The sequence below is a fragment of the Bacillus sp. ISL-34 genome (genome assembly GCF_018613325.1).
Classification (GTDB): Bacteria; Bacillota; Bacilli; order Bacillales; family DSM-1321; genus Peribacillus.
This window is the reverse complement of sequence record NZ_JAGGQJ010000004.1, coordinates 152,749-176,979: the sequence shown is the minus strand read 5'-3', so window position 1 is coordinate 176,979 and position 24,231 is coordinate 152,749. Positions and strand designations below refer to the sequence as shown.

Sequence of the window (24,231 nt, the reverse complement as noted above, 5' to 3'; positions counted from 1 at the left end):
CCTCTTCTTTTTTTAATTTTAGAAGGAATTGAGATATTGATTACGAATATTAATAAGGATGGCCGAACTGTTTTTCAACCTCGTGAAGGTCCTCTGCAAACTTTTCATGTGTCGCCTGAAAAAGATGATGGAACATTTCCCCTGTTTCAGCTTCTAAAACCTTGATCCCCTCACCCGTTATTCCACCCTTTACACAAACCTTTTCCTGCAAGGTCGGCAATGTATAAACCCCTTTACCAAGAAGTTCCCCTAAGCCAACCAGCATATTCTCAGTCAAAGTCGTGGCCGTTTCTTTATCTATCTTCGTCGTTTGGCAAGCCGCGTCAATAAAAGCTTGTGCTAAATAGCTGAAGAAGGCAGGACCGCAGCTGACGATATCGGAAGCTACCCGGGTGATATCATTTTCAATGATGACCGGTGCCGATATGGCGGAGGCCAAATCATATAAAGCTGACACTTTCTCCTTACTGCAGCTCTTGCTGAAACTCAGTAACGATACCCCTGAACCGACACGGTTCGTTATGCTCGGTATAAAACGGGCACAGGGGGCATTCACTGCCGATTCAAGCTGGGAGACTGAAAGCGGGCTTGTGATGGAAATGACCAGCTGATCCCTTTTTATATGATGTTTGATGCCTTGTAATAGGCTGTTAATTTGTAATGGTTTTACACAGAGAAAGATAAAGTCCGCTTGTTGGACGATTTCGGCTGCGCTTTCCGCAACCTTGATACCAGGATGTTTTTCTTTCAACGCCAATGCTTTGGAAAGCGTACGATTTGTAATGATTAGATCTGCCGGATTCAATATTTTTGCCTCCAGCCATGCCTCGATTAAAATGGTACCCATATTTCCGGTTCCAATAACACCGATTTTCTTCAATTCCGATCAACTCCTCTCACTTAAAGCGATTGATTCTCCTAAAAACACTATGTATTTTTAATCTGTCCTATGACAATGTATCGTGCAAAATCCAACAAGGAGGAAAAGAAAATGGATGAAATTTTAAAAAGGAAAATGACGATGATTACCGTTGCCGTGGCATTTGTTGCGGCGGGCATTTACTTTTTTTTGCAACAAGGGGAGGATCCAACTGATACGGAAGATATATTTTCCATTACTGAAAAAGAAGCTGAAATCGAACAAAGTGAAAATGAAACGGCTGCCGAACCTGTGATCATTAAAGTAGACGTTAAAGGAGCGGTCAAGTCCCCAGGCATATTTACTGCACAGGCAGGTGACCGGGTGATTGATTTAATTTCGGCTGCAGGCGATTTTACGGACAAGGCCGATAAGGATAAAGTGAATTTTGCCCAAATCGTCGAAGACCAAATGGTCATTTATGTTCCGGAAATCGGTGAAGAAGTCACGGGGAACCTGGAGAATGTACAAGTCGGGTCGTCAGGTGATGCCCCCGCTAAGGGGACGTCAGTAGGACTGGTGAACTTGAATACAACTACACAGGAAGATTTGGAAACCTTGACGGGAATTGGACCATCCAAAGCGAATGCGATTCTGGAATACAGGGAAACGGTAGGGAAATTCAAGGAGGTCGATGAATTGAAGAAGGTAACGGGAATCGGCGATAAAACGTTTGAAAGGTTACGTGATTCCATTTCGGTGAAATGAATGATTGAATATGCTACACAAATGGACAGGAAGAGGGTAAAATTGAAGAAAATCATTCTAGTGGTAAGGGGATACAACATGAACAGAATTAGTTGGGATCAATATTTCATGGCGCAAAGCCATTTATTAGCCTTAAGAAGTACATGTACACGCCTCACTGTAGGGGCGACGATCGTCAGGGACAACCGAATCATTGCGGGGGGATATAATGGGTCCATTGCGGGAGGTACGCATTGTATTGATGACGGCTGTTATGTAATTGATAATCATTGTGTCAGAACGATACATGCAGAAATGAATGCACTTTTACAATGCGCGAAATTTGGGGTGCCTACTGATGGGGCAGAAATATATGTGACGCATTTTCCGTGTCTTCAGTGCTGTAAATCACTAATCCAAGCTGGCATTAAGGCTGTTTATTATGCGGAGGATTACAAAAATCATCCATATGCTCTGGAATTATTTAAACAGGCTGGTGTCAAGACCGAGAAGGTTGAAGCAAAAGGGGCCATCGATGTTAATGGAAAACAAAAAAAGGACTTTGTATTCTCATTGTTAGCTCAACTTGAACAAACTGGCCTGGGAAAAGAAGCTTTATCGGAGCTGGAAAAGCAGGCCAATCAGATATTTGAAAATTAAATAGGACGGGGGGCAGGCATGGCTCGACACCTTATCTTATTAGCCGTTTCGGCCACATTTGGTGTTACGGCCCATTCTTTTTTTAATATAAGGCTGCTGATCATTATCGTTATTTTTCTCTGTTTTCTTTATTTTTCGGTGGGATTAAGTGTGAAGGCCCTTAGTTTTCATTTGATGATCATGGGGATATTTTTTGGGGCCGCCTCCTTCACCGATCACCGCAACCAAACTGCCTATCATGGAACGGAAAACCAATTTACCATCACATTTACCGATCAACCGAATATAGATGGAAATTCATTAAAAGGATTCGTTGCCAGTGAGAAAGGCGAACGGTTAGTGCTTCGTTATAAAATCACCACTGAACTGGAACAGGAAAAGCTGGGTCAGTTTCTGCGAATCGGTTTATCATGTCCTGCCGAAGGGACATTGCAAATTCCCGACAAAAACAGGAATGAAAACAGTTTCGATTATCAGCGTTATCTTCTGCGCCAAGGAACCCATTGGATATTCAAAGCGGATTCCATTTCATTTCAAGAATGTAAAGAGGTTGGAAAACCGATTCTAGTTTCGATACTTAATTTGCGCCTGAAGGGGATTACGTATATTAGAGAACACTTTCCGGAAGAATCGAGCGGTTTTGTCACAGCCCTCATATTCGGAGACCAGACATATATAGATGAAGGCGACCTTACTAATTATCAGAGTCTCGGTCTGGTTCATTTACTGGCGATTTCAGGTCTTCATGTCAGCTTTTTAACGGGGATGCTATTTTACTTCGGCATCAGGCTTGGGATTACACGGGAAAGAATGATGGTGGCCATCTTAATCTTCCTTCCGGTTTACATGTTACTTTCAGGTGCCAGTCCATCAGTGGTGAGGTCCTGTTTAATGGCCATGCTTTTCTTTCTGCTCCTGCTATTCAAGAAGCGGATCTCGGCGGGTACTGCAATCGGATCGGCTTATATGGCACTTTTGTTTTTTCGGCCTAATATGCTCTATGATATAGGTTTTCAGCTTTCGTTCGCGGTCACTTTCTCCATCATCATGTCTTCAAGCATTTTCTTGCAATACCCGAAGAAAACGATGCAGCTATTCATCATCAGTTCCATCTGCCAATTGGCAGCCCTTCCGATTTTGCTTTTTCACTTTTTTGAAGTATCCTTTCTTGGCGTGTTTCTGAACGTATTGTATGTTCCTCTTTACTCCATCATATTGCTGCCATTTTCACTCATTTCCCTCTTCATTCATTTATTACTGCCTTCCTTGGGGCAACCCCTCATATCAATATTGAATTTTACCTTCATACTCTGCAACAAAGCTGCGGATGCAGCATCGGATTTGCCGCTTGCCTCCATTACGTTTGGAAAACCACCGTTCATCATGATGGCATTACTTGTTATTTCCCTCTTAGGGTTATACCTGACTTGGGATGTATCTTTTGAAAAAAGTAAAATCTGGTGCGGAATATTAATTGTCCTTTTACTTTTGCAATATAATTTGCAAAGATTCTCACCTTTTGGTGAAGTGCAGATCATCGACGTTGGACAAGGGGACTCCATTTTAATTATCCTGCCGTTCAATCGCGGTAATTATTTGATTGATACGGGAGGACAGATTACATTTCCAATCGACGCTTGGGCAAAAAAACGAAAAAAGTTCAACACGGCGGATGATATCATAATTCCATTATTGAAAAGTAAGGGAATCCACCAATTGGACAAACTGATTTTAACCCATCCGGACGCAGATCATATGGGAAGTGCAAAAGAATTAATTGAAAATTTTAAAGTTGGGGAGATCAACATTGGAGGCTGGAGTGAAGAGCAATATAGGGATCTGGATTTTGTGTCCGTGGCAAGAGATAAAAAAATGAAAATGAAGGTCCTGAAAAGGGGGGACCATTGGGTGGAGGGCGGAGCGCCCTTTGCCGTACTAAGTCCATTTGAGAAAGAAGAAGATAAGAATGATTCCTCCATTGTTCTATTCACTGAGCTTGGGGGATTGTCATGGTTATTAACCGGCGATATGGGCGAAGAAGGGGAAAGGGAACTAATGAGCACATTTCCGCAGTTGCAGGCGGATATCCTGAAGGTCGGTCACCATGGCAGTAAAACTTCTTCTTCCACGCCCTTCCTTGAACAGCTACAGCCTAAAGCGGCGCTTATTTCAGTTGGAAAAGATAACGGCTTCGGTCACCCTCATGGAGACGTAATTGGGAATCTGGAGAGAAATGGCATAAAGGTCTTCAGGACGGATGAAGATGGTTCTATTATTTACAAGTATTACAAAAGCAGTGGAACCTTTCGGAAGACTCTCCCATAGTATGTAGAAAATCAAAAAGAAAGAGACTGCAGCGGCAGCCTCCATCTGGAAAAATAAGTGCATGTAGTAAATGAAATCAGGATCCGACAGCTTTAATGACGACAGCTATGGTGAACATGGCAGCGAAAAATACAAAAGAACCGATGAATCCTATAGCGGAATCAGCGACGTCATCTGTCTTTGATTGAACATTCTTTTCGAATTCGTTCATTATTTACCCCTCCTATTTCTGCTAATAGTATAAAACATTACCAAAAAAAAATCTACAGGCTTCATTCCTTCATTTCCTTTACTGACAAGAGTTGTCACAAATAGTTTGGGATTTTGAGGTCAAAATAACAGTACAAACAAAGCAAGCGAAAAAGAAAAGCTCAAATTTTGTTCTACATGAATACTCTACCCGCTTTCAAGGAAGATTACCCGGGCCTTTCTTGAAAGTGTTCATATAGATCCGGAATTAGCCCTTTTAAAGGGCTAGTTCCCTTTATAGCTTGTCAAATGGTCCATCCACCTATACCATTAGAGAAGAATACATAGTAAAGAGGCGGATTCTATTGGTATTAGACGTTTGGAAAAGTATAAAAAAAGGGCAATTCGCGCCAGTATACTTGTTATATGGGACGGAAGCCTATTTAATTAATGAAACGAAGCAGCTGTTGATCGAGAATGTCCTTAACGAAGATGAGATGGATTTTAACTTTTCTCAATTTGATTTAGAAGAGACGCCTGTTGAAACTGCACTTGAAGATGTCGAAACCCTCCCGTTTATCGGGGAAAGGCGTCTTGTTTTCATGCAAAACCCATTTTTTTTGACAGCTGAAAAAACGAAGTCAAGAGTTGAACATAATGTGAAAAGACTGGAAGCGTATTTGGCTGACCCGGTTCCTTATTCTATTGTCGTATTGACCGCACCTTATGAGAAACTGGATGAACGGAAAAAAATCACCAAGGAACTGAAGCGTAAGGCGGTTCTCGTTGAAGCGAAGAAGCTTGGTGATCATGAGTTAAAGGGGTGGGTGAAGGAGAGGGTCGAAGCTTCTTCAGTCCATATAGATGAGCAGGCTACAGAGCTTTTACTTGAACTTGCAGGAACGAATTTGATGATGCTGACGAATGAACTGGATAAAATGGTGCTTTATGCAGAAGCTGAAAAATACATTACGGTCGAGGTAGTGGAAAAGCTTGTTGCTAAATCCCTTGAACAAAATATCTTCACGCTTGTTGATCATGTGTTACAGCGAAAGATGGAGAGTGCCATGACGATACTGCACGATCTTCTCAGGCAGAATGAAGAGCCGATCAAAATCTTGAGTGTCATGGCGGGGCAGGTCAGGCTCATGTATCAAGTGAAGGAGCTTTCCCGTCAGGGCTATAGCCAGCAAAAAATTGCAGGTCAACTGAAGGTGCACCCTTACAGGGTGAAGCTGGCACTTGAAAAGACGGGGAAATTCCAGGAACGCGAGCTGTTGAGCATCATGAACGATTTAGCGGAAGCGGATTATAAAATGAAGACCGGCCAAGCCGATAAGGCAATCACGCTTGAGCTGCTGCTTTTAAAAATTAGATGATAAAAAAAGGTGGCAGATATCCTGTCACCTTTTTTTATGCAAAAAACGGCACAAAAAAAACGATCCGATTGGACCGTTTAATTTTTTGTCATTATGCGTTAAGAGCGTTAAGTCTTTTCGCTAAACGAGATTTTTTACGGGCTGCCGCATTTTTATGGATTAATCCTTTAGATGCAGCTTTGTCTAATTTCACAGCAGCTGTTAAAAGAGCTTCTTTAGCAGCTTCAACGTTTTCACCAGCTAATGCAACTTCAGCGTTTTTCACTGTAGTACGCATAGTTGATCTAACAGTAATGTTATGAACGCGTTTTTTGTCGTTAATTTTTACACGTTTAATAGCAGATTTAATGTTTGGCATTCCGTTCACCTCCTACAAAGAAATCGAGATTATATGAACTCGACTTTTCAAATCCATATCAAATAGCACAAGTGATATTCTATCAGACTGCTCATAAATATGCAATACTTCAGATTGAGAATCGAAAAGGAATTATGATTTCGGTAATAAATTCATCTCGTCATCACTCATTGTACCAAAAAAATGAATAATAAAAAAGCAAAAACGACAGAATGTTTAAGAGAGACTAGTGAAAATACTAGATTAGATTCAATTCAAACATCAGGAGGCCGTTATGGAAAATAATTTGGACCTTAGTGAATACGGAATTCGTACAGATTTGGCGATTGAAGCAAAGGAAATTGCCCTTGAACATAAAGGCGTTGTAGAGGAAGTGGATGTATCCCGTATCGAAGGGGTCATTATTAAGGAAAAAGAAGTGGATGATCTGAAGGTATCCTTAGTCGAGGTCACGGCTGAGGGTGAAAAAGAAATCGGTAAGAAGCAGGGCAGCTATTTGACCATCGAAGTGCAGGGGATCCGCCAGCAGGATACCGATACGCAGCAACGGGTGGAAAAGGTGTTCGCCAACGAACTGGCTTACTTCTTGAAACGGAATAAAATCACCACTGAAAGCAGTTGTTTGGTTGTCGGTCTTGGTAATTGGAATGTTACTCCCGATGCTCTCGGGCCTGCTGTCGTTGAGAACCTTGTAGTCACAAGACATTTGTTCGAATTGCAGCCGGAGTCCGTCAAGGAAGGCTATCGGCCGGTCAGTGCGATTTCCCCCGGGGTGATGGGGATTACGGGAATCGAGACGAGTGACATCATAAAAGGAGTCATCGAAAAAAGTAATCCCGATTTCCTGATCGTCGTTGACGCATTGGCTGCCCGTTCGATCGAACGAGTGAATTCGACGATTCAAATTACGGATACAGGCATCCATCCAGGGTCTGGCGTTGGGAATAAACGAAAAGAATTGAGCCAGGATACACTGGGAGTTCCTGTTATAGCGATTGGAATACCTACCGTCGTGGATGCCGTATCAATTGCCAGCGATACGATAGATTATATTTTGAAGCACTTTGGCAAGGAATTGAATGAAGGGGACAGACCATCACGTTCGTTGGCACCGGCTGGATTCAGTTTTGGAAAGCGCACAAAGCTGACCGAAGAGGATATGCCAGGTGAAAAGGAGCGCCAAACCTTCTTGGGAATGATAGGTGTCCTCCCTGATGAAGAGAAACGGAAATTGATTTATGAGGTACTGTCACCGCTTGGTCAAAATTTAATGGTTACACCGAAAGAAGTCGATGTTTTCATTGAGGATATGGCCAATTTAATAGCCAATGGGTTAAATGCAGCCTTGCATCATTCAATAAACCAAGAAAATACCGGCTACTACACCCGTTAAATCATTTTCAGTGCCCAAAAATGGGGTTCTACCCTCTCTAGCAAAGTCATAGGTATTAATAGACAAGCTATAGAGAGGGTGGAAGGATGAAAAGAAGAAATTCCCCAGGAATCATAACAGCCGTTCACGGATCAACAATAATAAAAACTTTTCTAGGTATTCTCGCCTTGCTTCTTTTTGTTTTTTCGGTCAGTGGGGTCATGACTTCCCTAAGACCGGAGTATCGGATATCTTCTAATTCCGTACATACTGTAGCCAACCAATTCTCGGGGAAAATGCTGTTCTCGATGCTGGCCAACGAAAATCATTATCTATTTAATGCCCTGCCGGAAGGTAAGCAGGAATCGATGATCGCGAATCAGTTGATAAAAGTCTCGACCAACATTTCGCTGGAGGACCCGCGAAGTTTACTTGGCAGGGAACTTCCTGGCTTTTCGATTTTTGATAATGAAATCCTGGTTGCTGGGGAAGGAACGAATTATACGAATATGCCATACGAATCCTCGCCGCCAGTAGACGTCCTGAATGAAGAAAGGGATGCATCCCTGCAAAACCTGGATGAAATTGAAGAACCTGAAAAAGGAGTGGCCGATCAGCCGAAACAAACGACCAATGGACGGAAAGTGGTCGAGATATACCATAGCCATAACCGGGAATCATATCTTCCATATTTAAAAGGAGTGACCAATCCGGACCTAGCCTACCATTCTAAAATCAATATTACGAAACTCGGGGAACGGATGGTTGAGGATTTGGCTGATAAGGGGATTGGCTCCTCGCTCGATAAAACGGATATCATGGGAAATCTGAATAATAAAGGATTGAATTATGCCAAATCCTATCAAGAATCACGAAAGTCCGTCGAGACGGCATTGGCCACTAATAAAGATTTGGAATATCTGATCGATATTCACCGCGATTCAAAGCGGAAAAAAGATACGACAATCTCAATCAAAGGTAAAGACTATGCCAAGATCGCCTTCGTGATCGGGGGGAATAACCCGAACTTTGAAAAAAATGCGGCGCTTGCCAATAACCTTCATAAAGCTTTGGAGAAAAAATACCCAGGTATTTCACGAGGGGTTATGAAACAGGGCGGATCTAGCCATAATGGTATATATAATCAGGATTTATCAGGCAATGCCATGCTTATAGAAATTGGCGGTGTTGATAATACCTTCGAGGAAATGTACTTGACCGTTGATGCCTTTACCGATGTTTTCAGTGAATTTTACTGGGATGCCAAAGCAGTGGATAAAACGACCGGAGATTCGGAAGCGAAGTAATTTGAAAGGAGTTCTCTTATCATGGTTCGATTTTGGTTGAAATGTACAGGGATTGTGCTCGTATTATTTTTAGGTGTTCTAATCGGGATGCAGCAAGCGAACGACGGGATGAAAAAAATGAAGGGGTATGAAGATCCCTCTTTGAATAGTGCATTCATTATTAACCAATCGGACCAAGGGGAGATGGAGGCGGATATCCTTGGCGAAAAAGTAACGAGTCATGATTTGGAGACGAAAAAAGAAAAGCTTGAAGAAATGAAGGCCTTCAACTTTTTCTCATCGATCGGCAAAACGCTTGGAGAGACCATATCAGGTGCCTTTCAAGCACTTATTGATATGATTTAGGTGTGAAATAAGTTGAGTGTGCCCTGCCAAAAGGCTGCATCCGAATCCGGAATGCAGCCTTTTTTTATCCGTTGCCCTGCAATGATGCTTCTTTTGTAACTATTCTGTTGAATCTTGCATTTTCTATTGATATAATAAAAAATAGTGTATTGTGTCGACTAGTGGGAGTGAACGTCATGAATAGAGAAGAAAAATTAAAAAGACAATCAAAAATTCGTAACTTTTCCATCATCGCTCATATAGATCATGGTAAATCTACATTGGCGGATCGTATCATTGAAAAAACGAACGCCATGACTCAACGTGAAATGAAGAGTCAGCTGTTGGATTCCATGGATTTAGAGCGCGAGCGTGGAATTACGATTAAATTGAATGCGATTCAATTGAAATATAACGCGAAAGATGGAGAAGAATATATCTTCCATCTTATTGATACACCGGGACATGTCGATTTTACGTATGAAGTGTCACGAAGCCTTGCAGCTTGTGAAGGCGCTGTCCTTGTTGTCGATGCGGCACAGGGTATTGAGGCCCAAACGCTTGCAAACGTGTATTTAGCTTTGGACAACAACCTGGAAATCATTCCGGTCATCAATAAAATTGATTTGCCGAGTGCAGATCCGGAACGGGTGCGTGGTGAAATCGAGGAAGTGATCGGATTGGATGCTTCCGATGCAGTCTTGGCTTCGGCTAAAGCGGGAATCGGAATCGAGGAGATTCTGGAACAGGTCGTTGAATTGGTTCCAGCTCCACAAGGTGATCCGGATGCTCCTTTCAAGGCGCTTATTTTCGATTCACTGTTTGATGCGTACCGCGGTGTAGTTGCCTATATCCGTGTTGTTGAGGGTTCTGTTAAAGTGGGCGACAAAATCAAAATGATGTCCACTGGCAAGGAATTCGATGTTACCGAATTGGGCGTCTTCAACCCTAAAACCCAGCTGTTGGATGAACTGAACGTCGGTGATGTAGGTTTCCTTACGGCATCCATTAAAAACGTTGGTGATACGACTGTTGGTGATACGATTACAAGTGCCGTGAATAGTGCGACAGAACCATTGCCGGGTTACAGGAAGATGAATCCGATGGTATATTGCGGTTTATACCCAATTGACGCATCGAAATTCAATGATTTACGGGATGCATTGGAGAAATTGGAATTGAACGATTCAGCGCTGCAGTTCGAAGCAGAATCATCGCAAGCATTGGGCTTCGGTTTCCGTTGCGGATTCCTTGGACTTCTTCATATGGAAATCATCCAGGAACGGATTGAACGTGAATTTAAAATCGACCTGATCACCACAGCCCCGAGTGTTATTTATGATGTGGTCCAAACAGACGGAACGGTCCTGAAAGTGGATAACCCGTCTAATATGCCTGATGCTCAAAAGATCGAACGGGTCGAGGAACCATATGTCAAAGCGACGATGATGGCACCGACGGAGTTTGTCGGGACGATCATGGAAATCTGTCAAAATAAACGCGGTAACTTCATTGATATGGAATATATCGATGAGACTCGTGTGAGCATTCATTATGAAATACCATTATCGGAAATCGTGTATGATTTCTTCGATCAATTGAAATCCAATACAAGAGGCTATGCTTCATTCGATTATGAGCTGATCGGCTATAAACCGTCCAAGCTTGTGAAGATGGATATTTTGCTGAATGCTGAAACTGTCGATGCTTTAAGTTTCATCGTTCATAAGGACTTTGCTTATGAGCGCGGTAAAGTCATCGTTGAAAAATTGAAGAAACTGATTCCGAGACAACAATTTGAAGTACCGATCCAAGCGGCAATCGGGCAAAAAATCATAGCTCGTTCTTCGATTAGTGCAATGCGCAAAAACGTATTGGCTAAATGTTACGGCGGCGATATTTCCCGTAAACGTAAGTTGCTTGAAAAACAGAAAGAAGGTAAAAAGCGGATGAAACAGGTAGGTTCCGTTGAAGTTCCGCAAGAAGCTTTCATGGCTGTTTTGAAAATGGATGATACGACACCAAAAAAATAAATAAAATAAACGATAGATAGAAAAAAGAGGGTAGAGGAGATCTAGCCTCTTTTTCTATCGACTCATTCGAATAAAAGGTTGTGAACACAATGATCAAAAGCGCCTACCTCCATATACCATTTTGTGAACATATTTGTCACTATTGTGATTTCAATAAAGTATTTTTGCAGGGACAGCCGGTTGACGAATATTTACAGATGATGAAAAGGGAAATGGAGATGCAGCTTTCCAAATACCCGACTGCAGGTTTGGATACGGTTTTCGTCGGTGGAGGGACACCGACCTCTCTGGGTGAAAAGCAGATTGCATTCTTATGTGAAGCAATCAATGAAACCCTGCCCTTTGATCCTAAAAAGGGAGAATATACATTCGAAGCCAATCCAGGGGATCTTTCGAGGGAGAAACTCGAGATACTTTTTGATTCAGGGGTCAATAGACTTAGCTTTGGAGTGCAAAGCTTCAATGATGAATTGTTAAAACGAATTGGCCGGACTCACCGGGCTCTAGAAGTATATGAAACGATTCATTTGGCTCAAGAGGTTGGTTTTACGAATATCAGCATCGACTTGATTTATGGATTGCCGGGCCAAACGATGGAAGATTTCAAGGATACGCTGGATAAAGCGATTGCCCTTCAGTTGCCGCACTATTCCAGCTACTCATTGATCGTTGAGCCGAAGACGGTTTTTTATAATCAGATGAGAAGGGGTAAATTGAACCTGCCGCCGCAGGAGCTCGAGGCTTCGATGTATGAGAGGCTGATGGAAGAGATGGAGAAGCATGGTCTGCATCAATATGAAATCAGTAATTTTGCCCGAGCTGGGTTTGAAAGCAGGCACAACCTGACATATTGGGATAATGTGGAGTATTATGGGATTGGTGCCGGTGCACATGGCTATACTGGAGGTAAAAGGGTGGCCAATCATGGTCCTGTGAAGAAATATATCACGCCATTGCTTGCGAACGAGCTGCCTGTATTGGATGAACACCCGGTACCGCTTCATGAACGGATGGAAGAGGAGATGTTTTTGGGTCTCCGGAAAACGGAAGGAGTTTCATTGGAAATCTTCAAGAATAAATTTTTTGTTGAAATGACGGAGATTTTCAGGAAACCGCTCGAAGAAGGATCGGCAAAGGGTCTGCTTAAGGTCGAAGGCGGGTTCGTGCACTTGACTGAGCAGGGCAAACTGCTCGGAAATGATGTGTTCCAATCATTTTTAGGCGTTATTGATTCCGACTGAAGGAAATCTATGTTATTTTAACGATGAATTAGCGGTTTTCATTGTTGACATCATAAGCTTCATTTGATAATTTATTAGTATATTAGCACTCGATGAGACAGAGTGCTAACAGAGGTGATCATACATGCTAACTGATCGTCAATTATTGATTCTACAAGTGATAATCGAGGATTTCATCCATTCTGCCCAGCCAGTCGGGTCACGAAGCTTGTCGAAGAAAGATGAAATTACGTTCAGCTCTGCCACAATTCGCAACGAAATGTCCGATCTTGAAGAAATGGGATTTTTAGAAAAAACCCATACCTCTTCCGGTAGGATCCCTTCTGAAAAAGGGTATAGATATTATGTGGATCATTTACTTTCTCCTCAAGCTCCGAAAAAGAATGAAATGAAGATATTAAAATCCGTTTTTGTAGAACGAATTTATGAATTGGAAAAGATCGTTCAGAAGTCAGCGAAAATACTTTCGGAGCTGACGAATTATACGGCAATTGTACTGGGGCCAAAAGTGAATGAGCATAAGCTGAAAAAAATCCAGATCATTCCTTTGAGTCCTGAAACGGCAATAGCCATCATCATTACCGATACAGGTCATGTGGAAAATCGAATGATTTCCTTACCGCCTTCTTTAGATATAAACGAAATTGAAAAGATGGTGAACATATTGAATTCCCGTTTGGTCGATGTTCCGCTAGTTGATCTAAAGGATAAGATCTATAAGGAAGTGGCAGTTCTATTGAGCCGCCACATTCAAAACTATGGATCGATGGTCTCTATCCTTGCGGAGACCCTGACGGACACAAAGCCCGAAAAGATATTTTTCGGCGGGAAAACGAATATGCTGAGGCAGCCGGAGTTCCATGATATTGCTAAAGTAAGCACGCTTTTATCGATGATTGAACAGGAACAGGGATTTTATGATTTGATCACTCAAAATCCATCGGGCATCCACGTCAAGATCGGCCGTGAAAATCAAAACACAGTGCTCGATGACTGCAGTTTGATTACGGCAACCTACTCAATCGGGCAGGAGCAAGTTGGCACATTGGCCATATTGGGTCCAACGAGAATGGAATATTCGAGAGTGATCAGTTTGCTTTCGTTTTTCTCGAAGGATTTAACGGCCCTGATGACAAAACTGTATCAAAAATAGTAGCAAAGGTAATATTGTTAAGGTGGCGGAGGAGCATATTCCGCGGCCTGGCATATTACTTTAGCATAAATTGTATAACCCTTTTAGGGAGGTGAGATTGTGACAGAAAATAAAAACGAAGAACAAACATTGGAAAATGAAACAATCGGGGAAAGCGCTGCAGAATCAGTTTTCGCTGAAGAAGAAATTCAAGCGGAAGAAAACCACGAGGAAAATCCGGTTGAAAAGGATGAACTTCAATTGGCTCATGAAAAGATTGCCGAACTTGAGGCGAAAATCGAAGAAATGGATAACCGTTATCTTCGTCTGCAGGCCGATTTTGATAATTCAAGACGCCGTGCCAAGCTTGATATGGAGGCGGCTCAAAAATATAGAGTTCAAAGCATTGCTAGTGATTTAGTGGAGGCTCTTGATAATTTTGAAAGAGCTACAAAAATCGAAGCGGAAAATGAACAGACGAAATCCTTGCTATCCGGCATGGAAATGGTCTATAAAGCGATTACTGATGCATTGGCTAAAGAAGGCATTGAACCGATCAGTTCGGTTGGCGAAGAGTTCGATCCGCGTCTGCATCAAGCGGTCATGCAAGTTCAAGATGAAAACTTCGGTTCGAACATCGTCGTCGAGGAATTCCAAAAAGGATACCTTCTTAAAGACCGTGTGATACGACCTGCAATGGTAAAAGTGAACGAATAGGAATTTTACATATAAATAATTGGGAGGTAGTGAAACTATGAGCAAGATTATTGGTATTGACTTAGGTACAACAAACTCTTGTGTATCTGTACTTGAAGGCGGGGAACCAAAAGTAATCCCGAATCCGGAAGGAAACCGTACAACTCCATCCGTAGTTGCATTCAAAAATGGAGAAAGGCAAGTGGGGGAAGTGGCAAAACGCCAAGCGATAACAAACCCTAACACGATCATTTCCATTAAACGCCATATGGGTACCGACCATAAAGAAGTAATTGAAGGAAAAGAATACTCTCCTCAAGAAGTTTCTGCAATTATCCTTCAATACTTGAAATCATACGCTGAAGAGTATCTTGGTGAAAAAGTCACTAAAGCGGTCATCACTGTACCTGCTTACTTCAATGATGCTGAACGTCAAGCAACTAAGGATGCCGGGCAAATTGCCGGCCTTGAAGTGGAACGTATCATCAACGAACCGACAGCTGCTGCACTTGCATACGGTTTGGATAAAACGGAAGAAGATCAAACGATCCTTGTATTCGACCTTGGTGGCGGTACATTTGACGTATCGATCATGGAACTTGGAGATGGCGTTTTCGAAGTTAAGTCCACTGCCGGTGACAACCGTCTAGGTGGGGATGATTTCGACCAAGTCATCATCGATTACCTTGTTGAAGCATTCAAGAAAGAAAACGGAATCGACCTTTCTAAAGACAAAATGGCTGTTCAACGTTTGAAAGATGCAGCTGAAAAAGCGAAAAAAGATCTTTCCGGCGTAACGTCAACTCAAATTTCATTACCATTCATCACAGCTGGAGATGCTGGCCCGCTTCACTTGGATGTAACGATGACTAGAGCTAAATTCGATGAGCTTTCTACAGGTCTTGTGGAACGCACTATGGGACCAACTCGTCAAGCATTGAAAGATGCTGGTCTTTCCGCATCTGAAATCGACAAAGTAATCCTTGTTGGTGGATCTACACGTATTCCTGCGGTTGTTGAAGCGATCAAAAAGGAAATCGGTCAAGAACCAAGCAAAGGTGTAAACCCTGATGAAGTAGTGGCAATGGGTGCTGCAATTCAAGGTGGCGTATTAACAGGGGATGTTAAAGACGTTGTCCTTCTTGATGTAACTCCACTTTCACTTGGAATTGAAACGATGGGCGGAGTATTCACGAAACTGATTGACCGTAATACTACGATTCCGACAAGTAAATCACAAGTGTTCTCGACAGCTGCTGATAATCAAACGGCAGTTGATATCCATGTCCTTCAAGGTGAGCGTCCAATGTCAGCGGATAACAAAACGCTTGGCCGTTTCCAATTAAGTGACATTCCACCGGCACCGCGTGGAGTTCCGCAAGTTGAAGTGACTTTCGATATCGATAAAAATGGTATCGTGAACGTTCGTGCGAAAGATCTTGGCACGAACAAAGAACAAGCGATCACCATCAAATCATCTTCAGGACTTTCTGATGAAGAGATCGAACGCATGGTACGTGAAGCGGAAGAAAATGCCGATAGCGATAAACAACGTAAAGAAGAAGTTGAACTTCGTAACGAAGCTGATCAATTAGTTTTCCAAACGGAAAAAACGCTTAAAGATCTAGAAGGCAAAGTGGACGAAGCGGAAGTAACAAAAGCGAATGAAGCGAAGGATGAACTGAAAGCTGCAATCGAGAAAAATGAGCTTGAAGAAATCCGCGTGAAAAAAGATGCGCTTAACGAAATCGTTCAAGCTTTGACAATGAAGCTTTATGAAGAAGCGGCAAAAGCTCAGCAAGCTGGCGAAGCCGGTGCTGGCGAGTCTGCTCAAGACGATAATGTGGTTGATGCTGAATACACTGAAGTTAACGAAGAAGAGAAAAAATAAAAAGTGGCCCAATTGGGACACTGATATATTGGGCAGTTAATTTCTGCCTGCCATTGTAAAAAAGTCAAAGTCAGGTTATCTTGACTTTGGCTTTTTTTACAGTGGATGGAATCATTGTCGGGAAGTGTTACAATCGCTGGTGGGGAATCATGGGATTTTAGAGAAAAATGTGTGCAAATCGGGGCTGGCATTACCATTTACAAAAATGTGTTAAAACCGTTTGTACTTTTCTAGTTGATTATTATCTTCGTTCAGTGATAATATTACCTTTATGTGAATCGAATCGGGAGTGGATTTTAGATATGAGTAAACGCGATTATTATGAGGTGTTAGGCCTTTCGAAAAGTGCTTCGAAGGATGAAATCAAAAAAGCGTATCGAAAGCTCTCCAAACAATATCACCCTGATATTAATAAAGCGGACGATGCTGCGGATAAATTCAAGGAAATCAAGGAAGCTTACGAAGTATTGAGTGACGAACAGAAAAAGGCGCATTATGACCAATTCGGACATACAGATCCCAATCAGGGCTTTGGCGGTCAGGACTTTGGAGGTTTCGGCGGTTTTGAAGATATTTTCAGTAGCTTCTTTGGCGGCGGCGGCCGCAGGAGAGATCCTAATGCACCGCGTCAAGGGGCGGATTTACAGTATACGATGACCCTTTCATTTGAAGAGGCTGCATTCGGAAAAGATACTGAGATCGAAATTCCGCGTGAAGAGAATTGTGATACATGTAAAGGATCCGGTGCCAAACCTGGTACAAAAGTGGAAAACTGTTCACATTGTCATGGAACCGGTCAATTGAATGTTGAACAAAACACAGCGTTCGGAAGGATTGTGAACCGGAGAGCATGTCACCATTGTCAAGGTACAGGAAAAATCATTCCTAATAAATGTTCAACATGCGGCGGCGACGGAAAAGTCCAAAAACGCAAAAAGATCCAAGTCAAGGTGCCAGCAGGAATTGATGATGGCCAGCAGTTGCGTGTAACCGGTCAAGGAGAGCCAGGTATCAATGGCGGTCCGGCAGGAGACCTGTATGTAGTCTTCCATGTGCGCAGCCATGAATTCTTTGAGCGGGATGGCGATGATATTTATTGTGAAATGCCGGTTACTTTTGCCCAGGCAGCATTGGGTGATGAAATAGAAGTTCCGACGCTGCATGGAAAAGTGAAGCTGAAAATTCCTGCAGGTACACAAACAAGCACTCGTTTCCGTTTAAAAGGAAAAGGGGTTCCGAATGTAAGAGGATATGGCCAAGGAGATCAGCATGTGGTCGTATTAGTGGTCACCCCTAAGAAATTGACGGAAAAACAAAAGGACCTGCTTCGTGAGTTCAGTGATATCAGCGGACAAGGTGTAGATGAACAAGAAGATGGTTTTTTCTCAAAAGTAAAGCGTGCTTTTAAAGATAGGTGAATAAAAGTAAAAGAACAAATTGGGAGTTGGTAGATTATGAAGTGGTCTGAATTTGCAATCCAAACAACGAATGAAGCGGTTGAACCTGTTTCGAATATTCTTCATGAGGCAGGTGCGAGTGGTGTTGTCATTGAGGATCCTCTAGAATTAGTCAAGGAACGTGAAAATGTTTTTGGCGAAATCTACCACTTAAACCCAGATGATTATCCGGATGAAGGTGTAGTCATTAAGGCTTATCTGCCCGTTAACAGCTTCCTTAACGATACCGTTGATGCTATTAAGGAATCGATCAATAATCTCCTTCTTTTTGATATAGACCTTGGGAAAAATGTTGTTTCAATTAGTGAAGTGAATGAGGAGGAGTGGGCGACGGCTTGGAAGAAATATTATAACCCCGTCAAGATATCCGAACGTTTTACCATCGTGCCGACATGGGAAGACTACACTCCAGTAAGCAGTGACGAATTGATCATTGAACTTGATCCAGGCATGGCTTTCGGAACAGGTACACACCCGACGACGGTCATGTGCATCCAAGCGCTGGAGCGTACGGTACGGCCTGGGGATTTAGTCGTTGATGTAGGAACGGGTTCTGGTGTTCTGAGCATTGCAGCTGCTTTATTGGACGCTAAACGAATCCAGTCCCTTGATTTGGATGAAGTGGCAGTACAGTCAGCCATACAAAACGTGGAAATCAATAACGTGCAGGATAAAGTGTCCGTTTCACAAGGCAATTTGCTGGATGGTGTTAATGAACAAGCGGATATCGTCGTGGCTAATATTCTTGCCGAAGTGATCATGCGTTTTACGGATGATGTAGCGAAAGTCGTTAAACCTGGCGGATATTTCATCGCTTCCGGAATCATTCAAACTAAGAAACAAGATGTGAAGGATGCGATTATAGCATCTGGTTTCACCGTTGAGGAAACGATCTTGATGGAAGATTGGGTGGCAATAATCGCGAAAAGAAATGATTAATTGAAAAAGTTACTCTGATTATCGGGTATTTTGATAGTCAGAGTACCTTTTTTTAGCTTGAATCTTTGCATGGCTTGCATTCTGGATTCCTGACTGTTAGCCTGTGAGTTTTTTAGACTAGACGAAGTAGGTGGCAGTGTGCAACGGTATTTTCTTAACGAAGTGGACATCAATGGAAACACGGTGACGATATCAGGCGATGATTTTCACCATATCGCCAGGGTGATGAGAATGGGACCAGGGGAGCGGATCATCACGGTGAAAGGTAATGGTATGACAGCTATCGCAGAAATTTCGGAAATTACTGATGATGCTGTTATAGGGACCGTTACGGAATGGAAGAATGAAGAAAAGGAACTTCCTGTAAGGGTTGTGATAGCGAGCGGTCTGCCTAAAGGGGATAAGTTGGAATATATCGTTCAAAAGGGTACTGAACTGGGTGCCGTTGAATTTATCCCTTTTATTGCTGCTCGTTCGGTGGTAAAATGGGACCACAAAAAGGTAGGTAAGAAATTGGAGAGGCTCCAGAAGATTTCAAAAGAGGCGGCTGAGCAATCTCACCGCACGGTTATCCCTGCCATCAAGGAACCGATGACGGCAGATCAGCTAGCTGGTTATGCTTCCGGTTTCGATCATAAATTAATCGCTTTTGAAGAAGAGGCAAAACGGGGGGAAACTTCTGTACTCGCTACTGTCTTGAAAGATATCACTGCTGGGCAATCCATCCTATTCGTTTTTGGGCCTGAAGGTGGTTTAGCAGATAAGGAAATTGAAAAGCTGACTGATGCCGGTTTTATGGCTTGCGGTCTTGGACCAAGAATATTAAGAACTGAAACAGCACCTTTATATGCACTTTCCGCTGTTTCTTATCATGTAGAACTTTTGAGGTGATGAAAAATGGCAACGGTCGCTTTCCATACATTAGGCTGTAAAGTGAATCATTATGAAACAGAGGCTATTTGGCAATTATTCAAAACTGGGGGATATGATCGTGTTGAGTTTGAAAATACATCTGATGTATATGTCATCAACACATGCACGGTGACAAACACTGGCGATAAGAAAAGCCGTCAGGTCATCCGTCGTGCCATTCGTAAAAATCCGAATGCCGTCATAGCGGTAACGGGATGTTACGCACAGACGTCGCCGGCAGAAATCATGGCAATACCAGGTGTGGATATTGTTGTAGGAACACAGGACAGGGTTAAACTCCTTGATTACATCGAGCAATTCAAGGTTGAACGTGAGCCAATCAATGCCGTAGGAAATATCATGAAAAACCGTGTCTACGAAGAGTTGGATGTACCTGCTTTTACAGACCGTACACGAGCTTCCCTTAAGATTCAGGAAGGTTGCAATAATTTCTGCACTTTCTGCATCATCCCTTGGGCCCGTGGCTTGATGCGTTCCCGCGATCCAAAAGAAGTCGTTCACCAAGCTGAACAGCTTGTCGAGGCAGGCTATAAAGAGCTAGTCCTCACCGGAATTCATACTGGCGGCTACGGAGACGATTTGAAAGACTATAATTTGGCGATGCTGCTGCGGGACTTGGAAAAAGTCGATGGACTGAAGCGTATCCGCATTTCATCCATTGAAGCCAGCCAAATTACAGATGAAATCATTGAAGTGCTGACGAATTCGAAAAAAGTGGTACGTCATTTGCATATACCAATCCAATCGGGTTCCGATACAGTGCTAAAACGGATGAGACGTAAATATACAATGGATTTCTTCGGTGATCGAATCGAAAAGTTGAAAATTGCGCTTCCGGGTCTTGCTGTCACCTCTGATGTCATCGTAGGTTTCCCAGGTGAAACCGAAGAAGAATTCATGGAGACATATAACTTTATCGAAAAATATAAATTCTCAGAACTTCATGTTTTCCCTTATTCAAAACGGACAGGGACGCCGGCTGCCCGAATGGAAGATCAAGTGGATGAAGATGTCAAAAATGAACGCGTCCATCGCCTTATCACGTTGTCGGATCAGCTGGCAAAAGAGTATGCCTCCCAATTCGAGGGGGAAGTTCTGGAAGTCATTCCTGAAACGAAGTTGGAAAATGGCCTTTATGAGGGCTACTCCGATAATTACATGAAAGTCGTCTTCCCGGCTTCGGAAGAAATGGTCGGTGAAATCGTCAAAGTTAAGATTACGAAGTCTGGCTATCCATTTAGTGAAGGTCAGTTCGTGACGGTCATTAAGGATTTTCAGTTGCAACAAGCATCCAATATCTAAGACAGCGGTTAATCGCTGTCTTTTTTTTATCCTCTTTAAATGTGTTTTCTTGGCACTTTCGGGTAAAGACTATATATATCGTCAAAGTAAATAAACTATGGTATCATGAGAGGTACGTACAACTAGGTATAGATTGTTTTTGAGGAGGATTTATTAATGTCACAAAATGTAGCAGGTTTAATTGACCACACGTTATTAAAAGCAGATGCAACCAAAGAGCAAATAAAGGTATTATGCGAAGAAGCGAGAGAGTATAACTTTGCTTCCGTATGCGTGAACCCGACTTGGGTGAAATATGCAAGCGAACTTTTGGAAGGTTCAGATGTGAAAGTTTGTACGGTTATCGGGTTCCCTCTAGGTGCAACCACACCGGAAACCAAAGCTTTTGAAACGAAAGATGCCATCTCCAATGGCGCTCACGAAGTCGATATGGTGATTAATATCGGCGCATTGAAGGACAGAGATGATGAGTTGGTAGAGCGGGATATTCGTGCTGTTGTAGCGGCATCCACTGGTAAGGCTCTGTCAAAAGTGATCATTGAAACTTCTTTATTGACTGATGAAGAAAAAGTCCGTGCATGTGAATTGGCCGTAAAAGCCGGAACGGATTATGTGAAAACATCAACTGGTTTTTCGACTGGCGGAGCGACTGTTGAAGATATCACGCTTATGAGAAAAACGGTTGGCCCGGATATCGGTGTCAAAGCTTCAGGCGGAGTCCGCAACACGAGCGATGCCCAGAAAGTGATTGAAGCTGGTGCAACAAGAATTGGAGCGAGTGCTGGTGTCTCCATCGTAAAGGGCTTAACGGCTGATTCCGATTATTGATTTTGTAAGGAACCGTATAACAGGTCCTTAAAATAAAACAGGCGGAGAAAAATAAATATTTTTCTCCGCCTGTTTTTTATTAAAACGGATGATAATTCCAAAAAGAAAGTCTTTAATGACTTTTGGACAGCTCCTTATTTTTTTAAGTGTGGCCGATGCACCAAAAGAATGAGGTTGGAGAATTGCCGTGCGAATGGCAAGACGGCCAAAGAAGTCAAGATATTGAAAATGACACTGGCATGGGCGAGCTGTGTCCCCTTGTTTTCGGTGAAAAAGGCGGCAGCGCTTTCCAGGATGTCCACAAAAGGCAGGAATGCGGCAACCCCGATGACGTTTAGCCAAATATGTGCATAAGCTGTGAAGGCAGCTTGTCTACCAGAACCGATGCTAGCCATGTATCCGGTGATGCAAGTGCCTATATTCGATCCGAGCATGATGATGATTGCGGAGGGGACGGATAACTCCCCGTTCATCAAAAAGCTCATGGCTATCCCGATGGTTGCCGAACTTGAGTGAATGAGTGCCGTCAATAATATCCCGGCTAATAGGGCATAACTCATATGGTCCTCTATGTAATGGATGAGCGTTTGTATGGATGGATAGGATGCAATCGGAGTCGAAAGCGTTTTAAAACCACTCATTGCCGCGAAGATGGCCGAGATTCCGATCAGGGACATCCCTAAGCTTCTCGGTAATGCTTTTGGCATGAAGCAAAGGAAAGCGCCGCTTACGACACCGGGAATGATCCAACGATCCAAGGAGAAGGCCATGAACTCTGCTGTAAAGGTAGATCCGACATTCGTTCCAAGAATAATCCCGATAGTTTGCGGGAACGTTAAGCTTCCTGCGGAAACGAGGCCGACCGTCATGACCATGACCGCCGAGCTGCTCTGCAGGATCCCCGTAAAGATGGTTCCGGCCATGAAGCCTTTCCATGGCTTATCCGTAACCTTCGAGAGAAAAGTTTTTAATGCTGCACCGGACATATTGAACAGTCCGATTCGTAAAACTGACATACCTGCCAAAAAAATCGCAATGAATAATAGGAATAAAAATAGCTCATGCATGACTGTCACCTCTTAGTAAGCTTATGGCCCATTAACGGGAGACATGCCATAAATTGGATTACCATGCAAGTTGAATGATATTTTAGTGAAAAATTATGATAATAACATGATGATATTCAAAATAAGTTTGATTTTATTGGTTGACCTGCTAAAGATGATATATTATAATTGTTTAGTACATGTATAACATGTTGACAACTTGAGTTAGTGTGTTGTTTTCGGAGGGAGGGAAAGAGATGTCTAAAACCGTCGTTCGTAAAAACGAATCGCTTGAAGATGCTCTTCGTCGTTTCAAACGTACTGTATCTAAAGCAGGATCGCTTCAGGAAGCTAGGAAGCGTGAATTTTATGAAAAACCAAGCGTAAAACGTAAGAAAAAGTCTGAAGCTGCAAGAAAACGTAAATTCTAAGAGAGGGTGGAAAGATGAGTCTTCTCGAGCGTTTAAATAATGATATGAAACAAGCGATGAAGAACAAGGAAAAGGACAAACTATCTGTTATTCGGATGCTGAAAGCTTCTATTCAAAACGAAGCCCTGAAGCAGAGACAAGATTTAACAGATGATGAAGAATTGACAGTGCTCTCTCGCGAATTAAAACAACGCAAAGACTCCCTCCAGGAGTTTGAAAACGCAGGTCGTTCAGATCTCGTGGATAAAGTCCGCACCGAACTAGTATACGTAGAGGCATATATGCCTGAGCAACTTTCAGAAGAAGACATTTCTAAAATCGTTAAACAAACGATTGAGGAAGTCAATGCAACATCCAAAGCAGATATGGGCCGAGTTATGGGAGCTTTAATGCCTAAAGTTAAAGGTAAAGCGGATGGTTCTCTAGTAAACAAATTAGTACAACAACATCTATCTTAAACTCTAAACTTAAAACTCGAAACCTAACCGCAGGCAAATTGCCTGTGGTTTTTGTGTATTTCATGAATTTTATGCGTATATTATTGAAACGAAGCCCAAGATAATAGGGGCACTTTTAATTTTATCTGCTTTTTTTGAAACCTTTTTCATATACATACGTAATAACTAAAGAACAGAGTAGAGGGTTGCTTCATTTGCTCCTTATTCGAATTTAGTTGAGTGCTGAATTTACTGGTATGTTTTCCTCCTGAATATTGGAGGCACCTACCGCGTTTAATACGGGAAAGGGGGCGTTCCGTTGAAAATTTGGCGTTATTTATCTGT

At 42.6% G+C, this 24,231-nt stretch carries 23 protein-coding genes; 19 read left to right on the top strand and 4 right to left on the bottom strand.

What is annotated here, in order from left to right; all coding sequences use genetic code 11:
- Positions 1 to 49: 49 nt before the first annotated feature.
- Positions 50 to 880 (bottom strand): late competence protein ComER, encoded by an 831-nt coding sequence (gene comER, locus J7E52_RS04620; protein WP_286197443.1) that lies wholly within the window; start codon positions 878 to 880, stop codon positions 50 to 52.
- Between the two features lie 111 nt (positions 881 to 991).
- Here comER and J7E52_RS04615 point away from each other — a divergent pair, with 111 nt between their 5' ends.
- The 3 genes from J7E52_RS04615 (at position 992) to J7E52_RS04605 (ending at position 4,591) form a co-directional block, all read left to right on the top strand.
- The gene (locus tag J7E52_RS04615) at positions 992 to 1,627 is read left to right on the top strand and encodes a helix-hairpin-helix domain-containing protein (RefSeq protein WP_214743894.1); all 636 of its coding nucleotides are present in this window, start codon (positions 992 to 994) and stop codon (positions 1,625 to 1,627) included.
- Between the two features lie 78 nt (positions 1,628 to 1,705).
- On the top strand, positions 1,706 to 2,266 hold the full coding sequence (locus J7E52_RS04610) for a ComE operon protein 2 (protein WP_214743893.1): 561 nt from the start codon (positions 1,706 to 1,708) through the stop codon (positions 2,264 to 2,266).
- An 18-nt stretch (positions 2,267 to 2,284) separates the two neighbouring features.
- Entirely contained in the window at positions 2,285 to 4,591 is a 2,307-nt protein-coding gene (locus J7E52_RS04605) for a DNA internalization-related competence protein ComEC/Rec2 (RefSeq protein WP_214743892.1), read from the top strand.
- Between the two features lie 76 nt (positions 4,592 to 4,667).
- Here the strand turns inward: J7E52_RS04605 and J7E52_RS04600 are convergent, their stop codons facing one another.
- Positions 4,668 to 4,802: a YqzM family protein gene (locus tag J7E52_RS04600; RefSeq protein ID WP_034308559.1), complete on the bottom strand. Its 135-nt coding sequence runs from the start codon at positions 4,800 to 4,802 to the stop codon at positions 4,668 to 4,670.
- 343 nt (positions 4,803 to 5,145) lie between these two features.
- Here J7E52_RS04600 and holA point away from each other — a divergent pair, with 343 nt between their 5' ends.
- Positions 5,146 to 6,159 carry a DNA polymerase III subunit delta gene (gene holA / locus J7E52_RS04595; RefSeq protein WP_214743891.1) on the top strand — a complete coding sequence of 338 codons (1,014 nt, stop codon included), beginning with the start codon at positions 5,146 to 5,148 and terminating at the stop codon, positions 6,157 to 6,159.
- A 91-nt stretch (positions 6,160 to 6,250) separates the two neighbouring features.
- On the opposite strand, the gene rpsT is transcribed toward holA, so the two are convergent.
- Positions 6,251 to 6,517, bottom strand: coding sequence for a 30S ribosomal protein S20 (gene rpsT / locus J7E52_RS04590; protein ID WP_034308554.1), 267 nt, complete (start codon positions 6,515 to 6,517; stop codon positions 6,251 to 6,253).
- Between the two features lie 274 nt (positions 6,518 to 6,791).
- On the opposite strand from rpsT, the gene gpr reads away from it, so the two are divergent.
- From gpr to deoC, 13 genes are all read left to right on the top strand, one after another.
- Complete coding sequence (gene gpr, locus J7E52_RS04585) at positions 6,792 to 7,910, top strand: GPR endopeptidase (protein ID WP_214743890.1); 1,119 nt, start codon at positions 6,792 to 6,794, stop codon at positions 7,908 to 7,910.
- Between the two features lie 86 nt (positions 7,911 to 7,996).
- Positions 7,997 to 9,196 carry a stage II sporulation protein P gene (gene spoIIP, locus J7E52_RS04580; RefSeq protein WP_214743889.1) on the top strand — a complete coding sequence of 400 codons (1,200 nt, stop codon included), beginning with the start codon at positions 7,997 to 7,999 and terminating at the stop codon, positions 9,194 to 9,196.
- 21 nt (positions 9,197 to 9,217) lie between these two features.
- Positions 9,218 to 9,541 carry a YqxA family protein gene (locus J7E52_RS04575; RefSeq protein ID WP_053535740.1) on the top strand — a complete coding sequence of 108 codons (324 nt, stop codon included), beginning with the start codon at positions 9,218 to 9,220 and terminating at the stop codon, positions 9,539 to 9,541.
- Between the two features lie 176 nt (positions 9,542 to 9,717).
- Positions 9,718 to 11,553, top strand: a complete 1,836-nt coding sequence (lepA, locus tag J7E52_RS04570; RefSeq protein WP_214743888.1) for a translation elongation factor 4 — start codon at positions 9,718 to 9,720, stop codon at positions 11,551 to 11,553.
- Positions 11,554 to 11,642: 89 nt separating this feature from the next.
- Positions 11,643 to 12,794, top strand: coding sequence for a radical SAM family heme chaperone HemW (hemW, locus tag J7E52_RS04565; protein ID WP_214743887.1), 1,152 nt, complete (start codon positions 11,643 to 11,645; stop codon positions 12,792 to 12,794).
- Positions 12,795 to 12,918: 124 nt separating this feature from the next.
- The gene (hrcA, locus tag J7E52_RS04560; protein WP_214743886.1) at positions 12,919 to 13,947 is read left to right on the top strand and encodes a heat-inducible transcriptional repressor HrcA; all 1,029 of its coding nucleotides are present in this window, start codon (positions 12,919 to 12,921) and stop codon (positions 13,945 to 13,947) included.
- Between the two features lie 99 nt (positions 13,948 to 14,046).
- Positions 14,047 to 14,643 carry a nucleotide exchange factor GrpE gene (gene grpE / locus J7E52_RS04555; protein WP_214743885.1) on the top strand — a complete coding sequence of 199 codons (597 nt, stop codon included), beginning with the start codon at positions 14,047 to 14,049 and terminating at the stop codon, positions 14,641 to 14,643.
- Between the two features lie 37 nt (positions 14,644 to 14,680).
- Positions 14,681 to 16,513, top strand: coding sequence for a molecular chaperone DnaK (dnaK, locus tag J7E52_RS04550; protein WP_214743884.1), 1,833 nt, complete (start codon positions 14,681 to 14,683; stop codon positions 16,511 to 16,513).
- Between the two features lie 302 nt (positions 16,514 to 16,815).
- Entirely contained in the window at positions 16,816 to 17,931 is a 1,116-nt protein-coding gene (gene dnaJ, locus J7E52_RS04545; RefSeq protein ID WP_063232996.1) for a molecular chaperone DnaJ, read from the top strand.
- Between the two features lie 36 nt (positions 17,932 to 17,967).
- Entirely contained in the window at positions 17,968 to 18,909 is a 942-nt protein-coding gene (gene prmA / locus J7E52_RS04540; protein ID WP_214743883.1) for a 50S ribosomal protein L11 methyltransferase, read from the top strand.
- 138 nt (positions 18,910 to 19,047) lie between these two features.
- On the top strand, positions 19,048 to 19,800 hold the full coding sequence (locus J7E52_RS04535) for a 16S rRNA (uracil(1498)-N(3))-methyltransferase (RefSeq protein WP_214743882.1): 753 nt from the start codon (positions 19,048 to 19,050) through the stop codon (positions 19,798 to 19,800).
- A gap of 6 nt (positions 19,801 to 19,806) precedes the next feature.
- A complete protein-coding gene (mtaB, locus tag J7E52_RS04530) occupies positions 19,807 to 21,144 on the top strand; it encodes a tRNA (N(6)-L-threonylcarbamoyladenosine(37)-C(2))-methylthiotransferase MtaB (RefSeq protein ID WP_214743881.1) in 1,338 nt (445 codons plus the stop codon).
- Between the two features lie 156 nt (positions 21,145 to 21,300).
- Positions 21,301 to 21,972: a deoxyribose-phosphate aldolase gene (gene deoC, locus J7E52_RS04525; RefSeq protein ID WP_214743880.1), complete on the top strand. Its 672-nt coding sequence runs from the start codon at positions 21,301 to 21,303 to the stop codon at positions 21,970 to 21,972.
- 134 nt (positions 21,973 to 22,106) lie between these two features.
- Here the strand turns inward: deoC and J7E52_RS04520 are convergent, their stop codons facing one another.
- Positions 22,107 to 23,039 (bottom strand): Na/Pi symporter, encoded by a 933-nt coding sequence (locus J7E52_RS04520; protein WP_214743879.1) that lies wholly within the window; start codon positions 23,037 to 23,039, stop codon positions 22,107 to 22,109.
- A gap of 236 nt (positions 23,040 to 23,275) precedes the next feature.
- Here J7E52_RS04520 and rpsU point away from each other — a divergent pair, with 236 nt between their 5' ends.
- Both rpsU and J7E52_RS04510 read left to right on the top strand, forming a co-directional pair.
- Positions 23,276 to 23,449 (top strand): 30S ribosomal protein S21, encoded by a 174-nt coding sequence (rpsU, locus tag J7E52_RS04515; RefSeq protein WP_028391853.1) that lies wholly within the window; start codon positions 23,276 to 23,278, stop codon positions 23,447 to 23,449.
- 14 nt (positions 23,450 to 23,463) lie between these two features.
- Positions 23,464 to 23,907, top strand: coding sequence for a GatB/YqeY domain-containing protein (locus tag J7E52_RS04510; protein ID WP_063233003.1), 444 nt, complete (start codon positions 23,464 to 23,466; stop codon positions 23,905 to 23,907).
- The last annotated feature ends 324 nt before the right edge of the window (positions 23,908 to 24,231 follow it).

Excerpts from the sequence above, each read along its gene's own strand:
- J7E52_RS04605 (WP_214743892.1), top strand. The coding sequence starts at position 2,285 with ATGGCTCGACACCTTATCTTATTAGCCGTTTCGGCCACATTTGGTGTT.
- hemW (WP_214743887.1), top strand. The coding sequence starts at position 11,643 with ATGATCAAAAGCGCCTACCTCCATATACCATTTTGTGAACATATTTGT.
- spoIIP (WP_214743889.1), top strand. The coding sequence starts at position 7,997 with ATGAAAAGAAGAAATTCCCCAGGAATCATAACAGCCGTTCACGGATCA.
- J7E52_RS04510 (WP_063233003.1), top strand. The coding sequence starts at position 23,464 with ATGAGTCTTCTCGAGCGTTTAAATAATGATATGAAACAAGCGATGAAG.
- dnaJ (WP_063232996.1), top strand. The coding sequence starts at position 16,816 with ATGAGTAAACGCGATTATTATGAGGTGTTAGGCCTTTCGAAAAGTGCT.
- J7E52_RS04600 (WP_034308559.1), bottom strand. The coding sequence starts at position 4,802 with ATGAACGAATTCGAAAAGAATGTTCAATCAAAGACAGATGACGTCGCT.
- rpsU (WP_028391853.1), top strand. The coding sequence starts at position 23,276 with ATGTCTAAAACCGTCGTTCGTAAAAACGAATCGCTTGAAGATGCTCTT.
- J7E52_RS04615 (WP_214743894.1), top strand. The coding sequence starts at position 992 with ATGGATGAAATTTTAAAAAGGAAAATGACGATGATTACCGTTGCCGTG.
- deoC (WP_214743880.1), top strand. The coding sequence starts at position 21,301 with ATGTCACAAAATGTAGCAGGTTTAATTGACCACACGTTATTAAAAGCA.
- prmA (WP_214743883.1), top strand. The coding sequence starts at position 17,968 with ATGAAGTGGTCTGAATTTGCAATCCAAACAACGAATGAAGCGGTTGAA.
- J7E52_RS04610 (WP_214743893.1), top strand. The coding sequence starts at position 1,706 with ATGAACAGAATTAGTTGGGATCAATATTTCATGGCGCAAAGCCATTTA.
- lepA (WP_214743888.1), top strand. The coding sequence starts at position 9,718 with ATGAATAGAGAAGAAAAATTAAAAAGACAATCAAAAATTCGTAACTTT.
- rpsT (WP_034308554.1), bottom strand. The coding sequence starts at position 6,517 with ATGCCAAACATTAAATCTGCTATTAAACGTGTAAAAATTAACGACAAA.
- gpr (WP_214743890.1), top strand. The coding sequence starts at position 6,792 with ATGGAAAATAATTTGGACCTTAGTGAATACGGAATTCGTACAGATTTG.
- J7E52_RS04520 (WP_214743879.1), bottom strand. The coding sequence starts at position 23,039 with ATGCATGAGCTATTTTTATTCCTATTATTCATTGCGATTTTTTTGGCA.
- J7E52_RS04575 (WP_053535740.1), top strand. The coding sequence starts at position 9,218 with ATGGTTCGATTTTGGTTGAAATGTACAGGGATTGTGCTCGTATTATTT.
- hrcA (WP_214743886.1), top strand. The coding sequence starts at position 12,919 with ATGCTAACTGATCGTCAATTATTGATTCTACAAGTGATAATCGAGGAT.
- mtaB (WP_214743881.1), top strand. The coding sequence starts at position 19,807 with ATGGCAACGGTCGCTTTCCATACATTAGGCTGTAAAGTGAATCATTAT.
- dnaK (WP_214743884.1), top strand. The coding sequence starts at position 14,681 with ATGAGCAAGATTATTGGTATTGACTTAGGTACAACAAACTCTTGTGTA.